A 12455-nucleotide genomic window follows, 5' to 3' on the forward strand; every position below is an offset into this window, starting at 1 on the left:
TATGTGGAAACAACAAGATAGTCGATCAGTGACATGAAATAAATCGGTATGTTGTGTTTGTTCCGGACAGATCGGTCAGCTTATCGAGTTTTGCTCTGGATGCGCTTTCGCAATTGCTGCTGGGCGGAATGATCAGAACGATAGGGGAACGGTTATCCATTTGTACGGTGAGATACTTCCGTATCCCGTCCAATGATTGAGTTTGTGACGTTTCCAGTATTCGAGCGGAAACTTGTGTTGGGTGCTGGTCATCAAGTGAAAGCACAACAATCAGAATTAAAACAGCGAGAATCAATGCAGTTAAGTAGACAATTGGTTTATCCATACATCCCCCTGGCTGGTGGCAACTTAGCCCGGGTGGCCTGAGTGTGTCGGATTATCTGCGGCGCTAAATCAGGTCACTCTCATATAGCTAGTGTAGGGCATATCGCGTTTTAAACGATCATCATTGATAGAAATATGTAATAAGAGTCAGATAAACAAAGCCCCGGATTGACCGGGGCAAAGAACAACGAGATCCGCGCAGGTTATGATTCAGTGAGAGCAGATCGGGCAATCCGGCATTTTCATCAATTTCATTTCTCGCCAGGACATCGAAAGCGCATCCAGGATTAAAATTTTGCCCTCGAGTGGTTTCCCGTATCCGCACAGTACTTTGATGGCTTCCATTGCCTGAACCGCGCCAACAATACCTACCACAGGTGCCATGACTCCGGCTTCAACGCAGGTTAATGCCGTATCACCGAATAGGGCACTCAGGCATTGATAGCAAGGCTGTGCCTGATCCTGAAATGTAAACACACTGACTTGGCCTTCCATGCGGATAGCGGCACCGGATACCAGTGGTGTTTTACTGACATAACAAAGGCGGTTGAGTTGGTTACGGGTTGTGACGTTGTCACTGGCGTCAAGCACTAAATCATGTTGGTCGATCAAAGCGCGCAGTTCATTATCGTCGAGACGTTGTGCAACGGTCTTTACGGTAAGGTGGGGGTTGAGCATGCGTAGAGACTCTGCGGCAGAATCGACTTTAAGTCGACCGATGTCGCCATCACTGTGCAAGACTTGTCGTTGCAGGTTGGACAACTCTACCTTGTCGTCATCAATGAGAGTCAGTTTCCCGGTTCCCGCGGTTGCCAGGTACTGAGTGGCGGCGCAGCCGAGGCCGCCGGCCCCCAGAACCAGTACTGAACTCTGCTTCAGCGTTTCCTGACCGTCGAAATCAAACTGACGCAGTATGATTTGGCGGTTGTAGCGCAACATTTCCTGATCGGACAAAATCTCCAAATCCGGCTCCTCACTAGTACAAGGTCGAGTTGAACAACTGGATCTGAACGGCTTCACCAGCTTCAACGCGGCCACGCTCACGCTCCAAAACGACGAAACAGTTGGCCAGGCTCATTGAGCGGAATGCGCCAGAGCTTTGGTTGCCTGTTGTTTCGACAACAAACTGTCCATTCTCCAGACGGTAAACTCCACGCTGATAATCGGTGCGGCCTGGCGCTTTTTTAAAAGTGGTTTTGGTGATGGCCGGAATGGATTGAGGTGGCTGCCACTGAGTATGACCCCCGAGTTTGGCCAAAAGAGGTTGAACCAATACATACATGGTCAGCATCGCAGACACCGGATTTCCCGGCAGGCCACAGAACCAGGCGGTACTGAGTTTGCCAAACGCGAACGGCTTGCCTGGCTTGATAGCCAGCTTCCAGAAACCAATTTCCCCCAGTTGCTCCAGAATATCTTTGGTGTAATCCGCTTCGCCAACGCTGACACCGCCGCTGGTAACAACCACATCCGCCAGAGACTGAGCCTTTTCAAAAGTCGCTTTGAGTGTTTCTGGACAGTCAGGAATAATACCGAGATCGACCGCTTCGCATCCGAAATTCTCGATCAAAGGTTTAATGCCGTAACGGTTGCTGTCGTAAATCTGGCCAGACTCCAGTGTTTCGCCCAGTGGTTTCAGTTCGTCACCGGTTGAGAAAAACGCCACTTTGGGTTTGCGGTATACCGTGACTTTACTGACACCAAGAGACGCGATCATCGGGATGTCGCGCGGAGTCAGGCGGGCACCTTGAGCCAGCACGATATCGCCTTGGCGAATATCGTCCCCGGTGGGGCGAATGTTTGCTTGTGATTGAACGTCGACTTGCATAAAGCGAATGCCGTTCTCGGTTGCTTCGGTGTTTTCTTGCATGATGACGGCGTCACAACCTGATGGAATCTTGGCGCCTGTCATGATGCGCACGCAGGTATTTTGCGGCCATTCACCTTCAAACGGTTGACCAGCGAAAGATTTTCCTGCCAATGGCAAGGTGTCGTTGTTCTTGAGGTCCGCGATTCGAATCGCGTAGCCGTCCATCGCGGAATTATCAAAAGGCGGTACGTGTATCGGAGAAAGAATGTCTTCGGCGAGCACATAACCCAGTGCTTGCGCGAGGGGGAGGTGTAAGGTGGTTTGAATCGGTTTGATGCGAGAGAGCATCTTTTCCATTGCTTCTTCGATCGGCATTAAGCCAGGAGCGTCACAACAGCCCATGAGTCCGTCCTATTGTCTTTTCATTCGGGTTCAACTTTATCACAGAACCAAAGAGATAAAGAATGTCCCCCTTTAAAATATGGGTGTAATTATTAAAAAATACGAGTATCCTTGTCAGCCATCCGAAAGGGGTAATCAAAGAGGAAGTTGAATGTCAGGTCTCAGCGAGTCAGCGAAGTTAGTTAAAGAAGCGCTAGAACGTCGTGGCTTAGAAACGCCTATGCGTCCTAATTCGATCAGCCGGGAAGAGAAAAAGGAAAAAATCGAGCATCACATGCGCGAAATCCTGAACCTTCTGGCGTTGGATCTGACTGATGATAGCCTGGAAGAAACCCCTCACCGTATCGCCAAAATGTACGTGGATGAGATCTTCTCTGGTTTGGATTACCAAAACTTTCCGAAGATCACAGTCATCGAAAACAAGATGAACGTGAGCGAGATGGTGCGAGTCAAAGACATCACGGTGACCAGTACGTGTGAGCATCACCTAGTGACTATCGATGGAAAAGCAGCTGTGGCGTACATTCCGCGTGGCAAGATCATTGGTTTATCGAAGATCAACCGTATTGTCCGTTTCTTTGCTCAGCGCCCTCAGGTGCAAGAGCGTATGACGCAACAGATTCTGGTGGCACTGCAAACATTACTGGAGTCTGACGATGTGGCGGTCACTATCGATGCAACTCATTACTGTGTGAAGTCACGCGGCGTAATGGACGCAACCAGTGAGACCACGACAACAGCACTGGGTGGAATATTCAAATCCAACCCTGCCACGCGACATGAGTTCTTGCACGGTTTACGCTAAACATAAAATTCCGAACAAACCGCCTCATTAACGAGGCGGTTTTTCTTTCATCTTGCCAGCAAATCGGCATAATACGCCCCTTTACTTTTTCCCTGATTAAGGACACGACTGTGACTGTTCCGTTTAACACACTCCCGCTAAAGCCCGGACTATTGACGACGCTGGATTCGCTCGGCTATACCGCCATGACCGCGATTCAACAGCAGAGCCTGCCGGCGATTCTGCAAGGAAAAGATGTGATTGGTCAGGGAAAGACCGGCTCAGGTAAAACGGCGACGTTTGCACTGGGCGTGCTAAGTAATTTGAACGCGAAGCGTTTTCGCGTGCAGTCACTGGTACTGTGTCCGACGCGTGAGCTGGCGGATCAGGTTGCCAAAGAGATCCGAACTCTGGCGCGTGGCATTCACAACATCAAAGTGCTGACCTTGTGTGGTGGTATGCCGATGGGGCCGCAGATCGGCTCATTAGAGCATGGCGCTCATATTCTTGTGGGGACTCCGGGTCGCATTCTTGATCATCTCGAAAAAGGACGAATTAATCTGGATGAGCTGAATACGTTGGTGCTGGATGAAGCCGACCGCATGTTGGAAATGGGCTTTCAGGAAGCGCTGGACGCAGTGATTGACGCTGCACCAGTACAACGTCAGACCTTGCTGTTCAGTGCGACATTCCCGCCTCAGATTGAATCCATTGCCGGACGCATTATGCAAAACCCGGAGTTGATGAAAGTTGCGTCGACCCACGATACACAGACGATTCATCAACAGTTTTTCTCAATGGAGAGCGAGCAGGCGCGTGATGATGCGTTGGAAGCACTACTGTTGCACCACAAACCCGAGTCGTCAGTGGTGTTTTGTAACACCAAGAAAGAGGTCATGGATGTGACCGACGAACTGTCTCATCGCGGTTTTAGTGTGGTTGAACTGCATGGCGATATGGAGCAGCGCGAGCGTGATCAGGCACTGACCATGTTTGCGAACAAGAGTATCTCGATTCTGGTTGCGACGGATGTGGCAGCACGTGGCCTTGACGTTGATAACCTGGATGCCGTGTTTAACTTCGAACTGTCGCGCGATCCTGAAGTGCACGTGCACCGGATTGGCCGTACCGGACGGGCCGGTGCGAAAGGTAAGGCATTCAGTTTCTACAACGAAAAAGAAGCGTATCGTGTTGCACGGATTGAAGAATATATGGACATGGATATCCGTGCCGCTGTGCTACCGGAAAAACCGGTTGAACGTCCATTCTACGCGCCGATGAGTACCATCCAGATCCTGGGGGGTAAAAAAGCTAAAGTACGTGCAGGGGACATTCTGGGCGCACTGACCAAAGAAGCGGGAATTGAAGGGAAATTGATTGGCAAGATCAACATTATGCCGATGGTGTCTTATGTCGCTGTGGACAAAACGGTCGCCAAGCGTGCGTTGAAACAGTTGCAGGAAGGGCGGATGAAAGGCCGTCAGTTCAAAGCCCGCATCATGAAATAATTGACACGCGGCAAAGAAAAGCCTGTCTCAGCGACAGGCTTTTTGTATTAGCTCAACCGGTGTGAGCCGTTAACTCTCGAAGAGATATAAGTAGTCTCCGTAGCCTTCTTTTTCCATCTGCTCTTTTGGTATGAATCGCATGGCGGCAGAGTTCATGCAGTAGCGTAGGCCTGTGGGGGCAGGGCCGTCATCAAACACGTGCCCTAAATGAGAATCACCAAACCGGCTGCGAACCTCGGTTCGTGGATAGAGCAGTTTGTAATCCGTTTTCAACTGAATGTAAGCCTCGTTTATCGGTTTAGAGAAACTTGGCCAGCCTGTGCCGGATTTGTACTTGTCTTTGGAAGAAAACAGCGGTTCTCCGGTCACGACGTCCACGTAAATGCCATCTTGTTTGTTGTCCCAATACTCATTTTGAAACGCGCGCTCTGTGCCATCTTCTTGTGTCACGTAGTATTGCAGATCAGTCAGTTGCTCACGAATCGCTTTGTCTGACGGTTTGCTGTAGGTCCGCACTGCCGGTTGATTTTTTTTCTCGTCGATCATTTCCCGCAGGGTTACCGGATGGTCGTTACGGTCATCACCAAAGATCTCATCCAGATACTGGTCACGACCAGACGCATAGCGGTAGTAGTTGTAACGAATTTTATTCCGTTTGTAGTAATCCTGATGATAATCCTCAGCTGGCCAGAATTTAGTAAACGAGATAAGTTCTGTTTTGAGCGGCTTTTTAAACACGCCTAATTGTTCTATCTCCTGCATGAAACGTTGAGCAATCTGTTTTTGCTCTTCGCTGCGGTAGAAAATAGCTGGCCGGTATTGAGGACCACGATCAACAAAAGATCCTTTGTCATCGGTTGGATCGATGTGACGGAAAAACTCATCCAATACACGTTCATAGCTCACGACCTTAGGGTCGTAAGTTACATTCACGGTTTCGATGTGCCCGGTTTTACCGGAAGAGACCTGTTTATATGTTGGGTTGTCGACATCGCCCCCTGAATAACCTGACACCACATCGACCACACCGTTGAGTTTTTCCAGATCCGACTCTGTACACCAAAAACATCCACCGGCAAGGGTGGCGATTTCATACTGAACAGAAGGACTTTTCGCGGTTGAGGCTTTGTCATCGGCGTGAGTCAACAGTGAAGCAATCACTAGCAGTGTTGCTCCTATCCCTAACAAAAACTTTGACTTTACTTTCATACTAACCTCGTTCAATGGGTTGCTTGATATGAATAAGTAGAACGGCACAATGCTGAAAAACTTACACAACCAATGAAATTAGGTATGGCATTCCGAGCTGGGAAGATCAAAAAGGCGGGAGAGCCCCGCCTGTTGAGTTGTGAATATGAAATTAGTTCAAACCGATAATATTGCCGTTGCCATCCAGATCAAGCTGCATGAACGCGGGTTTATCTGGTAGGCCTGGCATGGTCATAACGTTGCCGCACAGTGCGTAGATGAACCCTGCGCCGGCACACAATTTGAGCTCCCTGACCGGGACATCAAAGCCATGCGGAGCGCCTTTGATGCTGCTGTCGGTAGTAATAGACAGAGGCGTTTTGGCCATACACACAGCAAGGTGGTCGTACCCTAGTTGTTTATAGCGGTCTAGTTGTTGCTGAGCACGCTCACTTAAGTCGACGTGACGGGCGCCATACCCGACCTCTGCTACCGCCATCAGTTTCGCTTCCAGGCAATCTGACATGCGATAGAGTGGTGAAAACTCGCCAGGATGCGCGCATTGATGAAGAACTTTCTCTGCCAGTTCGCGGGTTCCATTACCTCCCTGTGTAAAGCCTTCACTCACGGCTACCTGAACGTTATTCGGCAAAGCTTCGACCCACTCAGCCAGTAGCCTCAGTTCGGACTCCGAGTCTTGTGGGAACCGGTTAATGGCAACGACAGCGGGAATGCCATATTTGTTAACGTTATTAATGTGCCATTTCAAGTTCTCAAAGCCAGCTTGGAGGGCGGCGCTGTCTTCATCAAACAGGCGATCGGGAATCGCTTGTCCTGGACGCAAATCATAATGTCCTGAATTGGCTTTTAGGCCACGTAACGTGGCGACAATTACCGCGCAGTCTGGCGCTTTACCGGAAACTTGTGCTTTGATGTTGCATGCCTTCTCAAACCCCATGTCTGAACCAAAGCCACCTTCGGTGACAGTAAATTCTGCCAGCCGGGTAGCGATGTCATCGGCAATGATGGAAGAGTTTCCGTGCGCAATATTGGCGAAAGGACCAGCATGAACCAGAGTAGGCACACCTTCCAAGGTTTGCATGAGTGTGGGTTCAATCGCATCTTTCATCGTCACCGCCATGGCACCGGCAACCTGAAGGTCTTCAGTGGTGACTGGTTGACCATCCAGATCATAGGCGAGCACGATGCGGCCAATGCGTTGACGCAAATCGCTTAAATTGGCCGCCAGTGCCAGAATTGCCATCAGCTCAGAGGCGGCTGAAATATCGAAACCGTCATCGCGTTCAAACCCATTGACGTGCTTGCCTGGTTCATTGCGTCCGACGGTAACCATTCTGAGCGCGCGATCATTGTGATCCATGACCCGTTTCCACACGACCTGATCCGGATCGATACGCAAAGCACGTAATCCAGTCCGGGCCTCAAACGCGTCATACCCCTCACGTTGCTCATGAAAAATTCGTGCATCAATCGCCGCCGACGCCAGATTGTGCGCAACGGTCACGGCGTGAATATCGCCGGTCAGGTGCAGGTTGAGTTCTTCCATTGGCGCGACCTGAGAATAACCCCCGCCGGCAGCGCCGCCTTTCACGCCAAATACAGGCCCCATAGAGGGTTGTCGAATACAAGCCATCACTGAACGGTTCAATTTCGCCACTCCTTGTGCCAGACCAATAGTGGTAACGGTTTTACCCTCTCCAAGCGGGGTAGGTGTAATGGCCGTGACCAATATCAGTTTGCCAGGAGAGTTGTTTTGCAGTCGCTTGAGACTGACAAGGGAGACTTTGGCTTTATACTTCCCCAGAGACTGGTATTCATCGGTAGTTAAGCCGGCTTTCGCGGCAATGGTATCAATGGGTTGTAGCTCGGCAGAGCGACAGATCTCTATGTCCGGCAGCATAAAGCCCTCTTAATGGCATAATAAGAAGTGAGGCAAACGGTTGTGTTGCAATGATATCGGTACCGATAACTTGGTAAAGCGAAAAAATTAGCAGAGTGAATTGTAGCGGAAAGACGGCGAAATAGCTGTGGAATTTGCTTTGGTGAGAAGTGAGTAGTTTTGGTCACAAAAACATTCACCTCCCGAAGGAGGTGAATGGCTTTTAGTCAGGACCCATGAACGGCTTACCACTCGTCGTCAAGAAAGGTTTTGCCCTCGAGTGCGTAAGGGTCGTCGTCGAACGGATGTTCAACTTTGCCTCTGAGCGCTTCGAGCTGGTTCTCGAGCATGTTCACGGTATCAAAGTCACCTTCTGAACAGGCGACGTAGATTTGTTGCTCGAGTGCTTCAATACGATCTCGAATCCTCATCTTGCACCTCCTAGTGTCCACTGTTCACTTGGTTGTACGTTTCTACCTATTCTCAAATCTATTGTAGTCAAGTAAACCAGATTCGATAGGCTGATTTGCCTTATACCAAGTGTGAACACGATCGCTGAATGGCCAGAATTCAGGTGAGCTTCGACGAATCGCAAATGTATCCAACAACTTAACGTAGTCTTGCTCAGACTGAATATTTTTCAGCATATCCACCAACTGGGGAACCTGATTTTCTTTGACAGATAGATACGCAGCGGGATAGCTGCCGATCACTCCACGGACTAAAGTGAGATCATCATTTTTCGGGTCACGGTTATTATCTTCGTCAAACAAACTTGAGATATTGGTGTGGGCATTGTTGTGTATCAACGTGAACAATTGATCCTGGCCTTGTTGAGTTTCGATCATCAGCATCACGATTTGTGGCACATACATCAGCCCTTCACCACGAATGTTCCCGACAGAGCGCAGTAATGTTTCGTTTTCCTCGTTGAGACCTGTTTGCTCGATCTTGTAGCGATTGCTCAGAACGGGGGAAAGCTTCGTTTTGAGGATATCATACAACTCCTTCTTGTATTGTGTCGTCTGATAGGGGACGTGTGAAGGCTGATCGAACGGCTTAACATTTCGCAACAGGAAGTCTTTCAGTTCGGGGCTCTTGTCCTGATACCAGTTGGCTTGTTCTTCATGACGTACATTTCGTGGCAGCAGTGCAACGAAGTTGCTTTCGCCTTCAAGGCGCAGAAAGTCCATGAACATGCGGGTCATCAGTTGGTGGCCAAAGTTGCCGTAGACGTCAAAACCCGCCACAAGAAGGTAATGGATACGCTCAAGCAACGCGTAATCCAGCACCCAAGCGGTTTTAGGTGGCTCGCCAACCAGGCCTTGCACCACCGAAGCACTATCAAAATGGCGGAACACCGTCAAAGCAGCGTTCGGGTTGGTGTCATTACCGGTCCAGATCAGGTCGGTATTGAGATGCTCACCATTTTTGAACGTTTTATTGATGAATTCCGATTTGGCTTCCAGATAACGTGCTTGCTGGCGTGAGAACTTCACCCAGTTTACGACCGGAAGCGTATTGCTTTCGAGCTCGCCCGGAAGCTTGAGGTTGTCAGCCTGAGAACGGTAGAAGTTATTAACCTCCGGCATGTCGGCTTTGTCCGGATCGAGGAAGAACACCCAAAAGCGATCGTTAATAACGTTCAGTGCCAGTTGTCCCCGGCATACTGGCCCTTTGATGTAGGCCATGATGGTGTTCTGAGCATTATCAAGCATGAACTTAAAGCGTGCTTTGACCGGCAGATCGATAAATGCAGTCATCGGATTCGCGGCGACTTCCGGCTGATAACTCGGCAGGGTTGCAACCTGATAATCCGCATCGATAAACCAGCGCTTCCAGTCCTGAATACGTTTATTGTTCAGAGCGTAAGGCATGTGGGTTTTATCAACGATCGTACTTTGTACTGGGATAAGGCGGTAATACACTCGCTCGACACCTGGATCATCGTAGGGGCGGCGTGTTGCTATGCGTTGTACTGGCTCACCTGGTGGAGTCGCCGAGCGCACCAGACTGAAAAAGCGAGGCTCACCTTCAAGTTGTGAAAAGTAGAGGTGTGACAAAAATAGGTGTTCGTAGATATAACGTGCTGCCAATTGGTTTTTACGCGAGCTTTTGTTGAACAAGGCTTCGTACTGCTCAACCAGACTTGATTCAGCGTCATTCAAGGGCAACGGCTGATTCATTACTGCTCCATTTTGCAGCCAGGTCATCAATGTCGCGTATTCTGCGTCGGTGAGGTTTGGCATGCCATAAGGCATTCCCCAGGTCGGATAATCGTTCTGATACTGCTCGTATTCTTCAATCGTGGGGCAGATCTGATCGCGGTCAATAGAAAAATCGAATCCCTCTAACTGAGTTTGTGCTGGCAGGGGATGATTTTTCTTTTGCATTAACAGGCGGGCAATGAGCCCGGCCTGAAGGTTGGCTTCCGTGGTTTGGTCGCGTTCATTGAGCACAGGATGAAAGCCGAAGTCACGCCATTCTTGTGTCGTTTGAGCATCTTCAAACAGCCGGGTCGGTTTCGAAGCGATCAGGCGAGTGCCCTGATAAACCTGCTCTTTGCTGCCGCCACGGTCAATGCCCTCCACCGATGACATCTTTAACTGACAAGGGGCATCGTAACAGGCGTGACAAACAACGCAGCGATTATCTATAACCGGTTTTACTTCGTTGAGAAAGTAATCGACCTGAACTGAGTGTTGCGGTGCTGTGCGTTCGCGCACCGTCGATTCACCAAACAGCTGATCATAGTTAAAGCCAGCGTATGTCGCACATCCGGAAAAAACGACGACCAGAAGAGCAATCAAAATGTGACGATATTTCATTCGCTTACCAATTTCTGAGTGTGAGGGGTAAGTATACGTTATATCGGATGCAGATCTAACGTCAGAAATTTACAGAGATTCGGTTAAATGATAAGCAAACTGTGTCCGATAACTGATATTGACACGACTTTTACATCTTTGTAACTATCATGAACGCTGTTTTCTATTAGAATTGAGCGCGTTTAACCTGTTTAGCCGAATAAGGATTTCCGATGGAAGTGAAAATTCCGGGCGTGATGATGCTAGGCCTGCTAGCCTCGCCTATGGCAGGAGCTGAAGCGATGAGTGCTTATGACCTCTGTTTACTGGATGCATTAAAAACCAAAGACGGCAGCACTAAAATTGAGGATGTACGCAATCAATGCCAACTGCAGCAAGTGGTGGACGTGCAACCTGAACCTGAAGCCGAAGCACCGTTGCAAGAGGAAGAGCAGGAGAGTGTGGTCACCAAGCGCGTTGAGTCTGAGCGTAAAACAGCGTTTGAACCGTTTGTGATGACAGCACACAGAATGAACTACATTCTGCCTGTGACCTACAGTGACCGAATCAATAAAGATGCCTATGCCGAAACCGACTGGGCAGATGATTTACGTCATGCTGAAGCGGAATTTCAGATCAGCTTCAAGGTGCCATTGAACTATGAAGATCTGTTATTCGACGGCGATGGTTTGTTCTTTGGTATGACCTTAAAGTCTTTCTGGCAGGTCTATGCACAGGATATTTCACGCCCGTTTCGTGAAACCAATTATCGCCCGGAACTGTTTTACTTCACCCCGACAGCCTGGTCGCCGATGGGGGGCAAAACCTGGCTAGGCTTTGGTATTGAGCATGAATCCAATGGCCAGCGCCAGGATCTGTCGCGCAGTTGGAACCGTATCTATACGAACCTGACTTTCTCAAAAGATAATTTTGCGATTGCGTTACAGCCTTGGTGGCGGATACCTGAAGACAGTAAAGATTCACCGGATGATCCGGATGGTGACGATAACCCGGATATCGAAGATTATATGGGGCATTTTGAACTCACCAGTGCTTACAAGTGGGATGAATATGAGTTCACTTTCCTCGGTCGTGAAAACTTTGCGACGCACAAAGGTTTCGCACAACTGGGTGTAACGTTTCCCATTTGGGGTAAAGTCCGCGGCTATGCGCAATATTCGACCGGTTACGGCGCAAGTTTGATCGATTATGACCAAAACCAGCAACGTGTAGGTGTCGGGGTGGCGATCACCGGTTTGCTGTAACGAAAAGCGGAGCATAAGTAAGCTCCGCTTTTTAGTGATTGACGTAACAGACGCTGAAGGGAATATTGAGCGCCTGGTAGTGCTTAATCCAGCGCCACTGATTATCCTGAAGTTTATCCCCAGGGCCTTTGACCTCGATCCAGCGGTAGTGGCCATCTTTGAAAGCAATGAGATCTGGCATGCCATTGCGATAGAGTTTCAGATCACTGAGTTGGATTCGAAAAAGGGCGCTCACGGTTTCGCTCGGTATGGCTTCGATTGCTTCTTGCAACAACTGTGATGTCAGACTATTCCAGTGTACAAAAGGGTTGTTGATACCAAATTTGGCCTGATATACCTCATTTATCCAGTTGAGCCCTTGCGACTCGACTTGTGAAAAGACGGCTTCAATTTGTTGTTCGCGTTTGGCGTAGAAATCATCGTGATACAAATCCAGCGGGCGATACTGATACGCATTGATGAAAGCT

The 12455-nt window shown here is 49.3% G+C and carries 11 protein-coding genes; 3 read left to right on the plus strand and 8 right to left on the minus strand.

The window, feature by feature from the left end; translation table 11 throughout:
- Nucleotides 1-25: 25 nt before the first annotated feature.
- The 3 genes from CAG65_RS16705 to moeA form a co-directional block, all read right to left on the minus strand.
- Nucleotides 26-325 carry a hypothetical protein gene (locus CAG65_RS16705; RefSeq protein ID WP_161448183.1) on the minus strand — a complete coding sequence of 100 codons (300 nt, stop codon included), beginning with the start codon at nucleotides 323-325 and terminating at the stop codon, nucleotides 26-28.
- Between the two features lie 209 nt (nucleotides 326-534).
- Complete coding sequence (gene moeB / locus CAG65_RS16710; RefSeq protein WP_021705387.1) at nucleotides 535-1287, minus strand: molybdopterin-synthase adenylyltransferase MoeB; 753 nt, start codon at nucleotides 1285-1287, stop codon at nucleotides 535-537.
- Nucleotides 1288-1300: 13 nt separating this feature from the next.
- Nucleotides 1301-2536, minus strand: coding sequence for a molybdopterin molybdotransferase MoeA (moeA, locus tag CAG65_RS16715; protein WP_161454343.1), 1236 nt, complete (start codon nucleotides 2534-2536; stop codon nucleotides 1301-1303).
- A 151-nt stretch (nucleotides 2537-2687) separates the two neighbouring features.
- On the opposite strand from moeA, the gene folE reads away from it, so the two are divergent.
- A complete protein-coding gene (gene folE, locus CAG65_RS16720) occupies nucleotides 2688-3341 on the plus strand; it encodes a GTP cyclohydrolase I FolE (protein ID WP_021705385.1) in 654 nt (217 codons plus the stop codon).
- Nucleotides 3342-3451: 110 nt separating this feature from the next.
- Nucleotides 3452-4828, plus strand: coding sequence for an ATP-dependent RNA helicase DbpA (gene dbpA, locus CAG65_RS16725; RefSeq protein ID WP_161454344.1), 1377 nt, complete (start codon nucleotides 3452-3454; stop codon nucleotides 4826-4828).
- 69 nt (nucleotides 4829-4897) lie between these two features.
- On the opposite strand, the gene msrB is transcribed toward dbpA, so the two are convergent.
- From msrB to CAG65_RS16745, 4 genes are all read right to left on the minus strand, one after another.
- A complete protein-coding gene (msrB, locus tag CAG65_RS16730; protein ID WP_161454345.1) occupies nucleotides 4898-6037 on the minus strand; it encodes a peptide-methionine (R)-S-oxide reductase MsrB in 1140 nt (379 codons plus the stop codon).
- Between the two features lie 151 nt (nucleotides 6038-6188).
- A complete protein-coding gene (locus CAG65_RS16735; protein WP_161454346.1) occupies nucleotides 6189-7937 on the minus strand; it encodes a formate--tetrahydrofolate ligase in 1749 nt (582 codons plus the stop codon).
- Between the two features lie 224 nt (nucleotides 7938-8161).
- Nucleotides 8162-8347 carry a hypothetical protein gene (locus tag CAG65_RS16740; RefSeq protein WP_021705381.1) on the minus strand — a complete coding sequence of 62 codons (186 nt, stop codon included), beginning with the start codon at nucleotides 8345-8347 and terminating at the stop codon, nucleotides 8162-8164.
- 42 nt (nucleotides 8348-8389) lie between these two features.
- Complete coding sequence (locus CAG65_RS16745) at nucleotides 8390-10744, minus strand: fatty acid cis/trans isomerase (RefSeq protein ID WP_161454347.1); 2355 nt, start codon at nucleotides 10742-10744, stop codon at nucleotides 8390-8392.
- A gap of 212 nt (nucleotides 10745-10956) precedes the next feature.
- On the opposite strand from CAG65_RS16745, the gene CAG65_RS16750 reads away from it, so the two are divergent.
- A complete protein-coding gene (locus CAG65_RS16750) occupies nucleotides 10957-11988 on the plus strand; it encodes a phospholipase A (protein ID WP_161454348.1) in 1032 nt (343 codons plus the stop codon).
- 31 nt (nucleotides 11989-12019) lie between these two features.
- Here the strand turns inward: CAG65_RS16750 and CAG65_RS16755 are convergent.
- A partial coding sequence (locus CAG65_RS16755; RefSeq protein WP_161454349.1) for a VRR-NUC domain-containing protein occupies nucleotides 12020-12455 on the minus strand: 436 nt, incomplete at its 5' end.

The organism is Vibrio sp. V39_P1S14PM300 (assembly GCF_009904765.1).
GTDB classification, from domain to species: domain Bacteria; phylum Pseudomonadota; class Gammaproteobacteria; order Enterobacterales; family Vibrionaceae; genus Vibrio; species Vibrio proteolyticus.